This window comes from Streptomyces sp. NBC_00239 (assembly GCF_036194065.1).
Classification (GTDB): domain Bacteria; phylum Actinomycetota; class Actinomycetes; order Streptomycetales; family Streptomycetaceae; genus Streptomyces.
This window is the reverse complement of record NZ_CP108095.1, coordinates 6,202,154-6,217,966: the sequence shown is the minus strand read 5'-3', so window position 1 is coordinate 6,217,966 and position 15,813 is coordinate 6,202,154. Positions and strand designations below refer to the sequence as shown.

The 15,813-nt window shown below is 72.1% G+C and carries 10 protein-coding genes; 2 read left to right on the top strand and 8 right to left on the bottom strand.

What is annotated here, in order from left to right; translation table 11 throughout:
* Nucleotides 1-51: 51 nt before the first annotated feature.
* From OG764_RS27320 to OG764_RS27295, 6 genes are all read right to left on the bottom strand, one after another.
* On the bottom strand, nucleotides 52-597 hold the full coding sequence (locus OG764_RS27320) for a hypothetical protein (RefSeq protein ID WP_328971074.1): 546 nt from the start codon (nucleotides 595-597) through the stop codon (nucleotides 52-54).
* Complete coding sequence (locus OG764_RS27315; RefSeq protein ID WP_328971073.1) at nucleotides 582-1,745, bottom strand: ParA family protein; 1,164 nt, start codon at nucleotides 1,743-1,745, stop codon at nucleotides 582-584. The genes OG764_RS27320 and OG764_RS27315 overlap by 16 nt, the downstream gene beginning before the upstream one ends.
* A 337-nt stretch (nucleotides 1,746-2,082) precedes the next feature.
* Nucleotides 2,083-3,198 carry an alanine dehydrogenase gene (gene ald, locus OG764_RS27310; RefSeq protein WP_328973196.1) on the bottom strand — a complete coding sequence of 372 codons (1,116 nt, stop codon included), beginning with the start codon at nucleotides 3,196-3,198 and terminating at the stop codon, nucleotides 2,083-2,085.
* A gap of 150 nt (nucleotides 3,199-3,348) precedes the next feature.
* Complete coding sequence (locus tag OG764_RS27305) at nucleotides 3,349-5,364, bottom strand: tetratricopeptide repeat protein (RefSeq protein ID WP_328971072.1); 2,016 nt, start codon at nucleotides 5,362-5,364, stop codon at nucleotides 3,349-3,351.
* Nucleotides 5,365-6,255: 891 nt separating this feature from the next.
* A complete protein-coding gene (locus OG764_RS27300; RefSeq protein ID WP_443056066.1) occupies nucleotides 6,256-6,894 on the bottom strand; it encodes an NUDIX domain-containing protein in 639 nt (212 codons plus the stop codon).
* Nucleotides 6,895-6,971: 77 nt separating this feature from the next.
* On the bottom strand, nucleotides 6,972-8,642 hold the full coding sequence (locus tag OG764_RS27295; protein WP_328973194.1) for a CTP synthase: 1,671 nt from the start codon (nucleotides 8,640-8,642) through the stop codon (nucleotides 6,972-6,974).
* Nucleotides 8,643-9,201: 559 nt separating this feature from the next.
* Between OG764_RS27295 and OG764_RS27290 the strand changes: the two genes are divergently transcribed.
* Entirely contained in the window at nucleotides 9,202-11,013 is a 1,812-nt protein-coding gene (locus OG764_RS27290; protein WP_328971071.1) for a glycoside hydrolase family 15 protein, read from the top strand.
* 44 nt (nucleotides 11,014-11,057) lie between these two features.
* Nucleotides 11,058-12,437, top strand: coding sequence for an FAD-binding oxidoreductase (locus OG764_RS27285; protein WP_328971070.1), 1,380 nt, complete (start codon nucleotides 11,058-11,060; stop codon nucleotides 12,435-12,437).
* A gap of 56 nt (nucleotides 12,438-12,493) precedes the next feature.
* On the opposite strand, the gene OG764_RS27280 is transcribed toward OG764_RS27285, so the two are convergent.
* Complete coding sequence (locus tag OG764_RS27280; protein WP_328971069.1) at nucleotides 12,494-14,143, bottom strand: flavin monoamine oxidase family protein; 1,650 nt, start codon at nucleotides 14,141-14,143, stop codon at nucleotides 12,494-12,496.
* The gene (locus OG764_RS27275) at nucleotides 14,125-15,741 is read right to left on the bottom strand and encodes an APC family permease (RefSeq protein ID WP_443056065.1); all 1,617 of its coding nucleotides are present in this window, start codon (nucleotides 15,739-15,741) and stop codon (nucleotides 14,125-14,127) included. The genes OG764_RS27280 and OG764_RS27275 overlap by 19 nt, the downstream gene beginning before the upstream one ends.
* Nucleotides 15,742-15,813 lie beyond the last annotated feature (72 nt).

The following is a 15,813-nucleotide window of genomic DNA, read 5'->3' as shown; positions in this document are numbered from 1 at the left end:
CGAGGGGGCGGGGCGGCGGGCGCCCCGAGACCGCTTGGTCAGGCGGGCAGGCTACCGGCCGCGCAGTCGGCGGACCAGGATGCTCGCGTCGCCGCGCGACTCCAGGTCGGCGAGGACCACCGCGACCGCCTCGCGGACGATCCGCCCGCGGTCGACGGCGAGCCCGTGTTCCCCGCGCAGGACCAGGCGCGCGTGCTCCAGGTCCATCAGTTCCTCGGCGGAGACGTAGACCGTGATCTTCTCGTCGTGCCGCTCACGGCCGCTGGGGCGGCGGTTGGCCCCGCGCCCCTTGCCGCGCCGCGCGCCGCCGGCCGACGCCGGCGAACCCGGCGCGGCCGTTGTGCCGCCGCCGACAGAACCTTCCTGCGGGCGCCTCTGCCCGGCCACCATCGGGGCCGCGGAGGCTTCCGCGGGCTCCTCCTGGCCCCGGACCCGGCCCGTGGCGGCGACGCCGTCCCCGGACCCCGCCACCGCGTGCTCCGCCGCCGTGCCGGGGTCCTCGGGACCCGGGCGCCGCGGCGAGGAGGACTGCAGTGCCGTTCCTCCGGTGGTGCGGAACAGTTCGTCGGCTCCGGGCAGACTCACTCGGCGTGACACCGGGCGAGCACCTCCCTGGCGAGCTGGCGATACGCGGCGGCGCCGACGGAGTTGGAGGCGTACGTCGTGATCGGCTCGCCGGCGACGGTGGTCTCCGGGAAGCGCACGGTCCGCCCGATGACCGTGTGGTAGACGTGGTCGTCGAAGGCCTCGACGACGCGCGCCAGCACCTCGCGGCTGTGCACCGTACGGGAGTCGTACATCGTGGCGAGGATGCCGTCGAGCTCCAGCTCCGGGTTGAGGCGCTCCTGGACCTTCTCGATGGTCTCGGTCAGCAGGGCCACACCGCGCAGCGCGAAGAACTCGCATTCCAGCGGCACGATGACCTTGTGAGCCGCCGTCAGGGCGTTCACGGTCAGCAGGCCGAGGGAAGGCTGACAGTCGATCACGATGTAGTCGTAGTCGGCCATCAGCGGCTTCAGCGCCCGCTGGAGGGTCGACTCGCGCGCGACCTCGCTCACCAACTGCACTTCGGCGGCGGAGAGGTCGATGTTGCTGGGCAGCAGGTCCATGTTGGGGACCGCCGTCTTCAGCAGCACCTCGTCGGCCGACATGCCCCGCTCCATGAGCAGGTTGTAGACCGTCAGGTCGAGTTCCATCGGGTTGACCCCGAGGCCGACCGAGAGCGCGCCCTGCGGGTCGAAGTCGACGAGCAGCACCCGTCGTCCGTACTCCGCGAGCGCGGCACCCAGGTTGATGGTCGACGTGGTCTTGCCCACGCCGCCCTTCTGGTTGCACATCGCGATGATCTTCGCCGGGCCGTGGTCGGTCAGCGGACCCGGGATCGGGAAGTACGGCAGCGGCCGTCCGGTCGGGCCGATCCGCTCGCGGCGCTGGCGGGCAGCGTCGGGTGCGAGGGTGGCCGCGTACTCGGGGTCGGGCTCGTATTCGGCGTCGGGGTCGTAGAAGTGCCCCTCGGGCACATCGTTTTCGTAGTCGGCGAAACCGGTGGGCTCTCGGCCGCTCAGGTCGCCGGCCCTGGAGTTCACGTCTAGGCCGTCCATGCTCTTTCGGGGCGTCGTCATGTGCTGGTGGTTTGCGAAGGTGCGGACTGCGACGGAGCCGACAGCCTCAAGCCCGGCCGGGCCCTGGCCCCGCGCAGGCGTACCTGCTTGACCACCCCCAGGAGTAAATGTCGACTCATTCACAAGTCGTCTTACCTCCTCGGACGTGACCAGGACACTTATCGATAGGTCAGCGTGGCACCATGCCGACGGTTGGCGACTCTATGGCGTGTCACCGGTCCGCAGCAACACAATCGGCCGGACGCGGCACGATGTGTCGGCAACCGAACAACACTCTGTCAAGGGCGTGCGGGCTGCCGCTGCGAAGTTTCACGGGTGTGCGAAACGGTTAAAGGGTTACGTTCGAGGCGAGTTGAAGCCGCCTTCGGCGGGGCCCGCGAACGCGTACGGCCGGACCTTGCGGGCAAGGTCCGGCCGTACGCGTGAGATTGACGTCAATCGTTGACGCAGCGCTGCTGGCTCAGCCGAGGAGGGTGTTCAGCTCCAGGGTCGGCAGGCCGTGGGCCTCGGCGACCGGGCCGTAAACGACCTGGCCGTCATGGGTGTTGAGACCCAGGGCGAGCGCCTGGTCGCGGCGCAGCGCCTCGACCCAGCCGTTGTTCGCGAGCGACACGATGTAGGGCAGCGTGGCGTTCGTGAGGGCGTAGGTGGAGGTGTTCGGAACCGCGCCCGGCATGTTGGCGACGCAGTAGAAGACCGAGTTGTGGACCTGGAAGGTCGGCTCGGCGTGGGTGGTCGGACGGGAGTCCTCGAAGCAGCCGCCCTGGTCGATCGCAATGTCGACAAGGACACTTCCGGGCTTCATCCGGGAGACGAGCTCGTTGGTGACCAGCTTCGGGGCCTTCGCACCCGGGATCAGCACAGCGCCGATCACGAGGTCGGCCTCGAGCACGGCCTTCTCCAGCTCGAAGGCGTTGGAGACGATCGTCTGGATCTTCGTGCCGAAGACCTTGTCGGCCTCGCGGAGCTTGTTGATGTCGCGGTCGAGCAGGGTCACGTGGAAGCCCATGCCGATGGCGATCTGCGCGGCGTTCCAGCCGGAGACGCCGCCGCCGATGACGACGGCCTTCGCGGCCTGGGTACCGGGGACGCCGCCGGGCAGGATGCCGCGGCCGCCGGCCGAGCGCATCAGGTGGTAGGCGCCGACCTGCGGGGCGAGGCGGCCCGCGACCTCGGACATCGGGGCGAGCAGCGGGAGCGCGCGGTTGGCGAGCTCGACCGTCTCGTACGCGATGGCGGTGGTGCCGGACTCCAGCAGCGCGTCCGTGCACTCGCGGGAGGCGGCGAGGTGCAGGTACGTGAAGAGGGTCTGGTCCTTGCGGAGACGGTGGTACTCCTCCGCGATCGGCTCCTTGACCTTCAGGAGGAGGTCGGCGGTGGCCCAGACCTCGTCGGCGGTGCCGAGGATCTCCGCGCCTGCGGCGACGTACTCCGCGTCCGTGATCGAGGAGCCGACGCCGGCGCTCTGCTCGACGAAGACCTGGTGGCCGTTGCGGACGAGCTCGTGCACGCCGGCGGGGGTGATGGCCACCCGGAACTCGTTGTTCTTGACCTCGCGGGGGATACCGACCTTCACGTCGATCACGGTCCTTGGCTCAGGGGATTTAACGGGGCAATGCCATACATACCCATTGCACCAGTGCGCAGCAGGATGCACCACGGGATGACGTGGTGGAGCCAGTCTAATGAAGGATTTCGAGCTGTCTAGCCTTACAAACCAAATATCTCAGCCGGAACCACTACGGATTTCGCAGGCCGCAGGGTCTTCCAGAAGACGATCAGCAGTGCTGCGGTGCAGCCGGGCGGCCGCCGGGTCCCCCAGCCGGTCGAGGGTGTCGGCCAGCCGCACCTGGAGTGCGGCCTGGAGCCGCAGGTCGCCCGCCGCCCGCGCCAGCTCGACGGCGGCCCGGCAGGTGTGCAGCGATTCCTCGGGCCGGCCCGCGTACTCCTGGACCCGGGCCATCTCGCTCAACGCCCGTGCCCGGCCCGCCACATCGGCGAGCTTCCGGTAGCCCGCCGCGGCCGCGCGCCAGCTGCGCAGCGCCTCGCCGTAGCGTCCCGCGTACGTGTGCACGCTGCCGAGCCGCCCGTACAGGCGCACCTCGTCCGCACGCTCGCCGCGGGCCAGGCACTGTGACAGGGCGCGCCCGTACCAGTCGGCGGCCCGGTGCCAGTCCCCCAGCTCCTGGTGCACGCCGCCTACGGATTCCATCGCGCGGCCGGTCGCGTAGTGATCGCCGGCGGCCCGTCCGGCGTCCAGCGCGGCCCGGTAGCGCTCCAGGGCCTCGGCGGTGCGGCCGGTCTCGGCGTCGAGGTCGCCGATGTTCAGCAGGGCGGCGGCCCGCTCGCGGTGCAGCCCGTGCCGCTCCGCGACGTCCAGCACCAGCCCGTGCAGTCCGTACAGCTCGGGGGCGGCCGCCTCGGTGCCGCGGTGCGCCGCCAGCGCCCGCACCAGCGCGGCGACCAGCCGCCTGGCCAGGGTGTCCAGCTCGCCGTCGGCGACGGCGAGGGAGGCCGCGGCGGTGAGGGCGGGCAGCCGGGTGTCCAGCCAGGTCGCGGCGGCCGCCCGGTCGGCGAAGCGGAGGGCCCGCGGCAGCACCTCGGCGCCCTCCCGGGTGAGGTCGAGCCCGTCGTGCTCCTCGGCCCCCGCCTCCGCCGCGCTCCGGCAGGACTGCAGGAGCCGTACGGTCCGCTCCAGCATCCTGGCCCGTGCCAGCTGCACCTCGGCGGGGCGCTCGCCGGCCTCCAGGAGTTCCTTGAAGAGCGGGGCGAGGCAGCCGGGCAGCAGGTACTGGCCCGCGGCGGCGGGCCGCAGCAGGCCCAGCCGGACGAAGTCGTCGAGGGTGGACTGGGCGGCGGCCACGGAGCAGCCGACGAGGGCGGAGGCGCTGTGGGAGTCGACGACGCCCGCGGGGGCCAGCGGCAGCAGCCGCAGGGTCCGCTGGGCGGGCTGCGGGAGCGACTCGTAGACGAAGCGGAACGCGCGGGTGACCGGGCCGCCGTCCGTGGATCCTTCGTTGAGGCCGTAGAGCTGCTTGACCACGTCGGCCAGGGAGGCCTTCGGGTGGGTGGCGAGCCAGCCGCCGATCAGGGCGAGCGCGGCGGGCTGGCCGCCGCACTCCTCGGCGAGCGCCTCGGCGGCCCGCGGGTCCACGGTGGTCCGCACCTCCCCGACCCGCCGGACCAGCATCGCTAGGGCGGCGCGGGTGTCCAGGCCGCCCAGGGTGCACGGGCGGACGTCGGGGATGCCGGTGAGCGGGCCCTCGCCGGTGACCACGACCAGGCAGCCCGGGTCGTCGGCGAGCAGCGGGTCCACCTGCTGGGCGTCGGCGGCGGCGTCGAGGAGCAGCAGCACCCGGCGGCCGGCCAGCGCGGTGCGCAGGGCGGCGGTCAGGTCCTCCTCGCCCGCGCCGGGCGGGGTGGGGCGGCCGAGGGCCTCCAGGAGGTCGCGGGCGGTGCGGGCGGTGGGGACGCGTTCGCCGCCGGGGGCGGTGAGGCGGGCGGTGAGCACCCCGTCCGGGTAGTCGTCGGCGACCTCTCGGACGAACTCCTCGGCGAGTGCGGTGCGTCCGGAGCCGGGGCGTCCGGCGACGAGCAGCACCCGGGCCCGTGGCGCCTTGCGGCCGGTGAGGGTGTCGAGGCCGGTGCGCTCGATGTCCTCGCGCAGGCCCCGCAGTTCCCGCTGCCGCCCGAAGAACCCGGCCGGGCTGTTGCTTCCGCCGTGCAGCGCGTCTTCCGTCACGGACCGCTCCTTCTCCCTGCCGGATGACTCCCGGGAGGTTGAGCGTAGTTCACGCAGAGCGACGACCTGCGGGGAGCGCGGCGGGCAAATCGCCCGATCGGATCAGCAGATCGTCACAGCGGTCCAACAAGCGAAACCATCCCCTCCGACAACCCCCAGCCCCTCCGGGCAACCCCCAGCCCTCCCGGCACCCCCCAGCCGTTCCGGCACCCCCCCAGCCCTTCCGGGCAACCCCCAGCCCTCCCGGCACCCCCCAGCCGTTCCGGCACCCCCCCAGCCCTTCCGGGCAACCCCCAGCCCTCCCGGCACCCCCCAGCCGTTCCGGCAACCCCCATCCCCTCCGGGCAACCCCCAGCCCTCCCGGCAACCCCCAGCCCTTCCGGCAACCCCCATCCCCTCCGGGCAACCCCCAGCCCTCCCGGCAACCCCCAGCCCCTCCGGCGTTTGAGGAGCGGGTCCGGGCAGAGCCCGGTGCCGGCGGAGCCGGGTTGTTCTTGGGGCTCCGCCCCAAACCCCGCGCCTCAAACGCCGGCGAGGCTGGGAGTCGCCCCCAAGGCGCCGGCCAGGCTGGGGACTGCGCCCCCCGGGGCGCCGGCGAGACCGGGAATTGCACCGCAGGGTGCCGGCGAGGCTGGGGGGCGGCGCCAGGGCGCCAGCGAAGCGGGGGCGGCCCCAGGCACCAGCGAAGCGGGGGTGGCGCCAGGACACCGGCGCGGCGGAGGGTGGCCCAGGGCGCCGGCCGCGGCGGGGGCGGGGGCGGCACCAGCGAAGCGGGGGCGACGCTAGTGGACCAGCGGGGGCTGGATTCCGGCGCGGGGCAGGGCTGGGCCCGGTCAGCCCCGTACGGCCGCGCCGGCCAAGGCCCCCTCGGCCGGACGCAGCGCGTCCCGGTCAGGCTCCGTACGGCCGCGCCGGCCAGGGCGCCTCGGCCGGGCGCAGCGCCTCGACGCCGTCCCCGGCGAGCACCGCGGACAGCGCCAGCACCCCGGTGACCAGGCCGACGTTCTGCAGTTCGCCGGCGAGCACCCCGCGGACCAGGTCTGCGAGCGGGACCCGGGCGAACTCCATGTCGGCCTCCTCCTCGGAGACCTCGAAGCGCTCCCCGTCTGCCTCGGCGAGGTCACGGGCGAGGAAGATCCGGATCGCCTCGTCCGAGCCGCCGGGGGTGGCGAAGAGGTCGGTGAGCACCCGCCAGTCCGACGCCTTGACGTGCGCCTCCTCGTACAGCTCGCGCTGGGCGGCGTGCAGGGGGTTCTCGCCGGGGACGTCGAGGAGTCCGGCCGGGAGCTCCCACAGCTTGTGCCGGACGGGGTGGCGGTACTGGCGCAGCACCAGCACCCGGCCCTCGGCGTCGAGGGCGAGCACGCACACCGAGCCGGGGTGCACCTGGTAGTCGCGGCGCACCACAGCATGGTCGGGCATCCTGACCTGGTCCGACCGCACGGACGTCTTCGCGCCCTCGAACGGGGTGCGCGAGGCGACGACCTCCCACGACTCCGGTGTGTCCACGATGTCGTTGCCCATGGCCATGGCCGATACCTTCCCGAGAAACGCGACAGCCGGGGCACGATCCGTGCCCCGGCTGTCTACGTTATGCGGTCAGGCGCTCACTTCGCGGACTGCTGGCGCTCCACGGCGGCCTTCACCAGGCCCGCGAACAGCGGGTGCGGGCGGGTCGGGCGGGAGCGGAGCTCCGGGTGGGCCTGGGTGGCCACCAGGTACGGGTGCACCTCGCGCGGGTACTCGACGTACTCGACGAGCTTGTTGTCCGGGGAGGTGCCGGAGAACTGCAGGCCGGCCTTCTTCTCCAGCTCGCCGCGGTAGGCGTTGTTCACCTCGTAGCGGTGGCGGTGGCGCTCCTCGACGTACTCCTTGCCGTCGTACACCTCGCGCACGATGGAGCCCTCGGCGAGCTTGGCGGGGTACATGCCCAGGCGCATCGTTCCGCCGAGGTCGCCGGCGCCCTCGACGAAGGCGAGCTGCTCCTCCATCGTGGAGATGACCGGGTGGGCGGTGGAGGCGTCGAACTCGGTGGAGTTCGCGTCCGCGATGCCGGCCAGGTTGCGGGCGGCCTCGATGACCACGCACTGCAGGCCCAGGCACAGGCCGAGCAGCGGGATCTTGTTCTCGCGGGCGTAGGTGATCGCGCCGACCTTGCCGTTGACACCGCGGTCGCCGAAGCCGCCGGGGACGCAGATCGCGTCCACGTCGCCGAGCACCGCCGCGGCGCCGGCCGCGGTCTTGCAGTCGTCGGAGGTGACCCACTTGATCTGGACGCGGGCCCTGTTGGCGAAACCGCCGGCGCGCAGCGCCTCGGTCACCGACAGGTAGGCGTCCGGCAGGTCGATGTACTTGCCGACGAGCGCGACCTTGACCTCGTGGTCGGGGTTGTGGACCCGGTCCAGCAGGTCCTCCCAGACGGTCCAGTCCACGTCGCGGAACGGCAGGTCGAGCTTGCGCACGACGTACGCGTCCAGGCCCTCGGTGTGCAGGACCTTCGGGATGTCGTAGATGGACTTGGCGTCGATGGCGGCCACGACGGCCGCCTCGTCCACGTCGCACATCAGCGAGATCTTGCGCTTGATGGAGGTGGGGACGTCGCGGTCGGCGCGCAGCACGATGGCGTCGGGCTGGATGCCGATGTTGCGCAGGGCCGCGACCGAGTGCTGGGTCGGCTTGGTCTTCAGCTCGCCGGAGGGGCCGATGTACGGCAGCAGCGAGATGTGCACGACGAAGACGTTGTCGCGGCCGACCTCGTGGCGGACCTGGCGGACGGTCTCCAGGAACGGCAGCGACTCGATGTCGCCGACGGTGCCGCCGACCTCGGTGATGACGACGTCGACGTCGTCGGTCGCCATCCGCCGGATGCGGTGCTTGATCTCGTTGGTGATGTGCGGGATGACCTGCACGGTGTCACCGAGGTACTCGCCGCGCCGCTCCTTGGCGATGACCTGCGAGTAGACCTGGCCGGTGGTGACGTTGGCCGAGCCGTCGAGGTCGACGTCGAGGAAGCGCTCGTAGTGGCCGATGTCCAGGTCGGTTTCGGCGCCGTCGTTGGTGACGAACACCTCGCCGTGCTGGAACGGGTTCATCGTGCCGGGGTCGACGTTGAGGTAGGGGTCGAGCTTCTGCATCGTGACCCGCAGACCCCGCGCCTTGAGCAGCGCACCCAGGCTGGAGGCGGTCAGGCCCTTGCCGAGGGAGGACGCGACACCTCCGGTGACGAAGATGTGCTTGGTCGTCGTGGCTGTGCTGTTTCGAAAAGCAGCGGGCGGCATCGCCAAGAGGGGGCTCCCGTGGTCGCGAGGTGAAGGTGCGTCCGACTTCCACCCGGTCCGGCCGATCTCTCGGCCAGGTGTTTCGGGGGTGCCGAAGCTGCGGTTTCGGGGCCCCTGATTCGCACAGGCAGACCACCGGTCCACGGGGTACCAGCCTATCAGCGACCGGGCCGGTCGGCTTCCGGCCACGCGGTGTGAACAGGCCATCAGCTCCCCGTCACGCCGCCCTCGCACGGCCGCCACGCCGCCCTCGCACCGTCGCCACGCCGCCGTCCCGCCGTCGCCACGCCGCCCGCCGGGCGCGTCATGTTGGCGGACACGGGCCTCCCGCAACTCCCGTCACCCCTGACTCACCCGTTCGGAGTACTCACATTGCCGGAAGGCTGAAGGCGATCACTAGGGTGCAGTCGTATCCTGCTCGGATATCCGTGCCGAGGAGGCCGGCGAAGGCACCACCCCCGCCCGCTCCGGCAAGCTTGAACTCGTCAACGACCCCTGACCGCGAAGAGATCGCCCCGGCCCTCGGCGCCAGGGCGGACGTGGCCGTTCGACTGGAGAGATGCACGTGCCCGGGCGCATCGAGGATTACGCACTGATCGGCGACATGCAGACCGCAGCCCTGGTCTGCCGGGACGGAACGGCGGACTGGCTGTGCCTGCCGCGCTTCGACTCCCACGCAGTCTTCGCCGGGCTGCTCGGCACCGAGGACCACGGGTTCTGGCGGATCGGCCCGGCGCATCCCGCCGGCTCCGAGCCACCGCGCGCCGACCGCCGCCGCTACCGCGGGGACTCGCTGGTCCTGGAGTCCGAGTGGGACACGCCGCGCGGCACCGTCCGCGTCATCGACTTCATGCCGCCCCGTGAGGACCACGCGCCGCAGCTGATGCGGATCGTGGAGGGCGTCAGCGGCCGGGTGCCGGTGCGCTCGGCCCTGCGGATGCGGTTCAGCTACGGCCGGGTCGTGCCCTGGGTGCACCGCGTGGACGGCCGTACGGTCGCCGTGGCCGGCCCCGACTCGATCTGGCTGGACACCGACGCCCAGACGTACGGCAAGGACCTCACCACGTACGCCGACTTCACCGTGGCGCCCGGCGACCGGATCGCGTTCACCATCAGCTGGCAGCCCTCCCACAAGGAGCCTCCCGCGCTGCCGGACGCCGAGGCGGCCCTGGAGGCCACCTGCGACTTCTGGCAGAACTGGGTCGAGCACTGCACGTACCACGGCCCCTACCGGGAAGCCGTGGTCCGCTCCCTGATCACCCTCAAGGCGCTCACGTACGCGCCGACCGGCGGCATCGTGGCCGCGCCGACCACCTCGCTGCCCGAGGAGATCGGCGGCGTCCGCAACTGGGACTACCGCTACACGTGGCTGCGCGACGCGGCGATCACCCTCTCCTCGCTGCTGCGCACCGGCTACCGCGAGGAGGCCCGTGCCTGGCGCGAGTGGCTGCTGCGCGCGGTGGCCGGCGACCCCGAGAACCTGCAGATCATGTACGGGATCGCCGGCGAGCGCGAGCTCGGCGAGACCGAGCTGGACTGGCTGCCGGGGTACGAGAACTCCCAGCCGGTCCGGGTCGGCAACGGCGCCGCCCACCAGCTCCAGCTGGACGTGTACGGCGAGGTCACCGAGGCCCTGCACCTGGCCCACATGACGGGCCTGGCCCGCAACGACTACGCCTCGCTGCTCCAGCTCAAACTGATCCGCTACCTGGAGACCCACTGGAACGAGCCCGACGAGGGCATCTGGGAGGTCCGCGGGCCGCGCCGGCACTTCGTGCACTCCAAGGTGATGGCCTGGGTGGCGGTGGACCGCACGATCAAGCTCATCGAGTCCGGGGACGCGGACGGCCCGCTGGAGCAGTGGCGCGACCTGCGCGACGAGATCCACCGCGACGTGTGCGAGAAGGGCTACGACAAGGAGCGGAACACCTTCACCCAGTCCTACGGGTCGAAGGAGCTGGACGCCTCGCTGCTGCTGATTCCGCAGATGGGCTTCCTGCCGCCGGACGACAAGCGGGTCATCGGCACCATCGAGGCGATCCAGCGCGAGCTGTCCACCCCCGACGGGTTCATCCTGCGCTACCCGACGGCCGGCGAGGAGGCGGGCGTGGACGGCCTGGAGGGCGACGAGGGCGCGTTCCTGGCGTGCTCGTTCTGGATGGCCGACGACCTGGCGATGATCGGCCGGGTCGACGAGGCGCGCCGGCTGTTCGAGAAGCTGCTGGCGCTGCGCAACGACCTCGGGCTGCTCGCCGAGGAGTGGGACCCGCGGCTCCAGCGCCAGGTCGGGAATTTCCCGCAGGCCTTCAGCCACGTTCCGCTCATCGACACGGCTCTGCGGCTCACGGCGAGCGGGGCGTACGGGGGCTGATTAGCCTGGAGGGGTCCGCACCGCCCTTCCCGGAAGGGGGCACCATGACCCTCTCCAAGGCGGGCACGGCCCTGGCCGAGCTCCGCGAGGATCTGACCGGTGAGGTCCTCGCACCGGGCGATCCCGGCTACGACGAGGCCCGGACGATCTACAACGCCATGATCGACCGGCGGCCGGCCGTGATCGCCCGGTGCGCCGACCGGGCGGACGTGGTCACGGCCGTGCGCTTCGCCCGGGAGCTGGACCTGCCGGTCGCCGTGCGCGGCGGCGGCCACAGCGTGGCCGGGATGTCGCTCAACGACGGCGGGCTCGTCGTGGACCTGCGCCGGATCGACGAGGTGACGGTCCATCCGGCGTCGAAGGCCGTCCGCGTCGGCGGCGGCGCCGTCATGAGCCACCTGGACCGGGCCTGCGCGCCGCACGCCCTGGCGACCACCGGCGGCCGGGTCTCCACGACCGGCGTGGGCGGTTTCGTGCTGGGCGGCGGCACCGGCTGGCTGGACCGCGCGTTCGGGCTGGCCGTCGACAACCTGCTCGGCGTCGAGCTGGTGACGGCCGACGGCCGGATCGTGACGGCGAGCGCCGAGGAGAACCCGGAACTGTTCTGGGGGCTGCACGGCGGCGGCGGCAACTTCGGCGTCGCCACCTCGCTGACCCTGCGCCTGCACGACCTGCCGGCCATGTCGATGGCGCTGCTGATGTACCTGCCGGAGCGCGGGCCCGAGGTGCTGCGGACCTACCGGGACCTCATCGAGGCCGCGCCGTCCGAGGCGAGCGGCGCCGTCCTCTACCTGACCGCGCCGCCGGAGGAGTTCGTCCCGCCGCAGCTGGTGGGGCAGATGCTGTGCGCCGCGCTGCTGACCTACGCCGGGCCCGAGGAGGAGATGCGCACGCTCGCCGCGCCGCTGCTGGCGATCCCGCACGAGGTGGAGGTGGCCACGGCCATCCCGTACGCGGAGCTCCAGTGCATGCTCGACGACCCGCCGGGGTTCCGGAACTACTGGTCGGCGGAGTACCTCACCGGTGCTCCGGACGACTTCGTGGACGTGTTCTGCGCGCGCGCCGCCTCGATGCCGGTGCCCAGCGGCACCGTCCACGCCGTCTGGCCGCAGGGCGGCGCCATCGCGGCGGCCCCCGGCGACTACCCGGTGCCGTACCGGGACGCGCCCTGGGCGGTGCACCCGTTCGGCATGTGGGAGGACCCGGCCGACGACGAGCGGGGCCGGCAGTGGGTCAAGGACGTGTGCGCCGACGTCCAGCCCTGGGCCACCGGCGCGGTCTACCTCAACTTCACCGGCGACGAGGGCCCGGACCGGGTGGTCGCGGGCCTCGGCGCGCAGAACATGGAGCGGCTGGCCGCGCTGAAGCGGACGTACGACCCGGACAACGTCTTCCGCTTCAACCACAACATCCGCCCCGCCTGAGGGGTGCGCCCCCGCCGGACGGGCGGGGGCGCACGGGGCTCACGCGGCCGGTGCGCTCACGACACCGCGGCGATCACCTCCCGCGCCGCCCGCTCGCCCTCGGTGGCGCCGCCTTCCATGAAGCCCTGGAAGTCGTAGCTGCAGTGCTCGCCGCCGATGTGCACGTTGCCCTGGGCGGTGCCCTCGTACTTGGCGTAGCGGTGCAGGTAGCCCGTCGGCCAGTACGAGTACGCCCCGAGCGCGTACGGGTTGCGGTGCCAGGCGGACAGCTGGGCCCGGCCCGTCCAGGCCGCGCCGGTGCCGGGGAAGAAGGCGTCGATGCCGGCGAGCATGCGGGTGGCGAGGCCGCGTACGTACGGGTCGGACTCGGTGGCGAAGGGCGAGGCCGGGGTGAGGTTCCGGGCCGGGGTGCCGCCGCCGTACTGGAGGAGGATGCCGCCGGTGCCGGGCTGCACCTTGGTGGTGTCCCAGGTCTGCTGGACCTCGCTGTCGGTGAAGCAGTCGCCCGCGGAGACGCCGGGCCAGGGCCCGGTGCCGCGCCAGGGGCGGCTGGTGAACTGCATGTTGAGCTTGGTGCAGTGGCCCATGCGGGCGTCCCGGAGCAGGTTGCGCATCAGCGGGTCGAAGCCGGCCTGCGAGGTGTCGATCCGCTGGAGGACGGGCAGCGGGACGCACAGCACGGTGTGGTCGGCCACGACGGTGCGGGTGGCGCCCGCGTCGTGGAAGGTGAGCGTCTGGGTGCCGTCGGCGTTGGCGCGTACGGCGACCAGCTCGCGGCCCCTCACGAGCGAACCGGCGGGCAGGGCGTTGGCGATCGCGTTCGGCAGCAGGTCGTTGCCGCCGGTGATGTGGTAGCGCTCGTTGGACAGGCCCCAGACGTTGAAGTTGCCGGGGTTGGGCTGATAACCCATCAGCAGGACCAGGGCCAGGGCCGACTGCTCGGTGGTGTCGGCCCCGTACTCGACGGCGTAGGCGACGTCGAGGAAGCGGCCCAGGGGTGCGGTGTGTCCGCCGGGGACCCGGGTCTCGATCCACTCGTACAGCGTCATGTTGTCGAGTGCGGTGCCGGCCGGGGTGGTCGCGTTCCAGGCCACCTCGCCGGATTCCTGGAGGTCCCGGCGCAGGCGTTGGTAGACCGCGTTGAAGTCCTCGTCGGCCTGCTCGCGCGGGTAGTAGGCGCCGCCGAACCAGAGGACCTCCTCGGCGCCGTTGGGCCCGCCGCCGAGGAAGTCCTCGGTGACCAGGTCGAAGCGGCGGCACAGTTCGAGCATCTTCTTGTGGCTGGTGTCGATCAGCTCGCCGCCGATCTCGGAGGTCTGCCCGTACGCCCAGTGGCCGCGCTGGGTCCACATGCGGCCGCCGACCCGGCCGGGGTCGGCCTCGTAGACGGTGGCGGCGAGGCCGGCGTCCTTGAGGGTCAGGGCGGCGGTCAGGCCGGCGATGCCCGCGCCGACGATCGCGATGCGCGGGTTTCCGACGGGCTTGTGCCCGTCGGGGGCGGGGGCGGGGGCGGTGACCCGGGCGTGTGCGGGTGCGGTGGCGGCGCCGGCCGCGAGGGCCGTGCCCAGGCCGAGGGCCGCGGCGCGTTCCAGCAGGGCGCGCCGGGACAGGCCGCGGAGTTCGGCGACGGGGAGTCGGAGTCTGCGGGCGGCCGCATGGTCGGCGGCGAGGCGGCGCAGGGCGTGCATCAGGGGCGTACGGGCCATGACTGCTCCTGGATGTTCGCGGCGGAGGGGGCGGGGTCGGTGCCGGCAGCCTGGTCGTCGTCCTCGTCGGAGCGCTCGGTGGCGTCCTCCAGGACGATGCGGCCGATGATCTCGTAGCGCTCGGGGGCCCGGTACTTGAGATGGAGGCCGAGGCCGAGGCCGCCGAGGAAGACGGCCCCGATGATCCAGGGGATCAGCTTGAAGAAGAGCGAGCCGGCGGCCGCTCCGGCGGCGGTCTCCATGTTGAGGACCAGCAGCACGACCACCGCGGTCATGCCGATGCCTCCGAGCAGCGGGGCGACGAGGGTCTTGAACCAGTGCCGGTCCTCGGGGTGGTTCTTGCGGAAGTAGCCGATCACCGCGAAGGAGCACAGGGTCTGGACGATGAGGATGGCCATCGTGCCGAGGATCGCCAGCAGCGTGTACAGGTGCAGGTAGGGGTCCTGGCCGGTCAGCCAGAACAGGGCGACCAGGCCGACGGCGATGACGGTCTGCACGACCGAGGCGACGTGCGGGGAGCCGTGCCGGGGGTGCGTGCGGCCGAGCGCCGGGTGCAGGAAGCCCTCGCGGCCGATGGCGTAGAGGTAGCGCGCGGCGCACTGGTGGAAGGCCATGCCGCAGGCGAAGGAGCCGGTGAGCAGCAGCCACTGGAAGGCGTCGACGGCCCAGGCGCCGATGAAGGTGCGGGTGGGTTCGAAGAACAGGTCGAGGGGGGCGGCGGAGGCGGACAGGGCCACGGACTCGTCGAGGCCGTTGCCCGCGATGGTCATCCAGGAGACGAAGATGTAGAAGAGCCCGACGCCGACCACGGAGATGATCGTCGCCTTGGGGATGACCCGCTTGGGGTCGCGGGACTCCTCGCCGTACATGGCGGTGGACTCGAAGCCGACCCAGGACCAGAAGGCGAAGAACAGGCCGAGGCCCGCGGAGGTGCCGGTGAAGGCGTTCTTCGGGTTGACGGGCTCCACGGGGATCCCGTCGGGGCCGCCGCCGGCGACGAGCACGGCGATGGCGACGGCGAAGAGGACCGCGATCTCGGCGACGAGCATCACGCCGAGCGCCTTCGCGGTGAGGTTGATGTCGAAGTGCGCGAGGACGGCGGTGACGGCGAGCATCGCGGCGGCGTAGACGATCCAGGGCAGGTCCACGCCGAGCTGGTCGTGGACGGTGGTCTTGGCGAAGTACGCGAAGACTCCGACGATCGAGGCCTCGAAGACGATGTACGCGAGGACGGCGAGCATGCCGGAGGCCATGCCCGCGATCCGGCCGAGGCCGTGCGAGATGTAGCCGTAGAAGGCGCCGGCGGCCGTGATGCGCTTGGCCATGGCCACGTAGCCGACGGCGAAGACGGTGAGGACGAGGGTGGCGAAGAGGTAGCCGGCGGGTGCACCGGTGCCGTTGCCGAAGCCGACCGCGATGGGGAGGTTGCCGGTCATCGCGGTGATCGGGGCGGCGGTGGCGACCGCCATGAACACGACGCCGGTCAGGCCGACGGAGTTGGCCTTGAGGCGCTGGACACCGCCGGATCCGGGTCCGGCGGAAGGGGCAGAACTGGTGGAACTGGTGGTGCTCGTGGAACCCGTGGGACCCTGCGGCATTCCCGTCCTCATTCCGTTCGTACACGTGCCCGATGTGAGGGCGTCACTCTGTCGCCGAGTGACGCACACCAC

Coding starts and splice junctions, on each gene's coding strand:
- OG764_RS27300 (WP_443056066.1), bottom strand. CDS start 6,894: ATGGCCATGGGCAACGACATCGTGGACACACCGGAGTCGTGGGAGGTC.
- OG764_RS27295 (WP_328973194.1), bottom strand. CDS start 8,642: ATGCCGCCCGCTGCTTTTCGAAACAGCACAGCCACGACGACCAAGCAC.
- OG764_RS27290 (WP_328971071.1), top strand. CDS start 9,202: ATGCACGTGCCCGGGCGCATCGAGGATTACGCACTGATCGGCGACATG.
- OG764_RS27285 (WP_328971070.1), top strand. CDS start 11,058: ATGACCCTCTCCAAGGCGGGCACGGCCCTGGCCGAGCTCCGCGAGGAT.
- OG764_RS27280 (WP_328971069.1), bottom strand. CDS start 14,143: ATGGCCCGTACGCCCCTGATGCACGCCCTGCGCCGCCTCGCCGCCGAC.
- OG764_RS27275 (WP_443056065.1), bottom strand. CDS start 15,741: ATGCCGCAGGGTCCCACGGGTTCCACGAGCACCACCAGTTCCACCAGT.